This is a genomic window from Corynebacterium sp. HMSC034A01 (genome assembly GCF_001838175.1).
Classification (GTDB): Bacteria; Actinomycetota; Actinomycetes; order Mycobacteriales; family Mycobacteriaceae; genus Corynebacterium.
Map to the genome: position 1 here is coordinate 3375 of NZ_KV835961.1, position 425 is coordinate 3799.

Here is a 425-nt window from a genome sequence, read left to right on the forward strand (position 1 = left end):
CGCCGAGCGCTTGCGAGGGGTGCTTCGGCAGGTTCTGCAGCAACCACGACATGCCCACGTCCGTGACGTAGCCAATGTTCATCTCCGGCATGGACGCAAACGCATCCTCGGTGACCACCATGTGCGAACCGTGCGCCGACACCCCCATGCCGCCACCCATGATCACGCCGCTGCACAGCGCGATGTACGGCTTGGGGTAGTTCGCAATGTCTAAGTTCATGGCGTACTCGTCGGCAAAAAACGCATCGACCTCTTCCAGACGTCCCTCGAGGACACCTTCACGTGCGGCACGGACGTCGCCACCAGAGCAAAAGTGCTTGGCCGAGGACTGGATGACAACTTGGGCGACGGTGTCGTCGTCACGCCAGCGCTTCAGCGTTTCGTCGATGGCGCGCGCCATCTCCGGGTTCAGAGAATTCAGGGCC

The 425-nt window shown here is 61.9% G+C and carries 1 protein-coding gene; it reads right to left on the bottom strand.

The features are described 5' to 3' along the window. Nucleotides 1-425, bottom strand: a 425-nt coding sequence (locus HMPREF2791_RS12270) for an enoyl-CoA hydratase/isomerase family protein (protein WP_246825469.1), incomplete at both ends; no start/stop codon positions are given.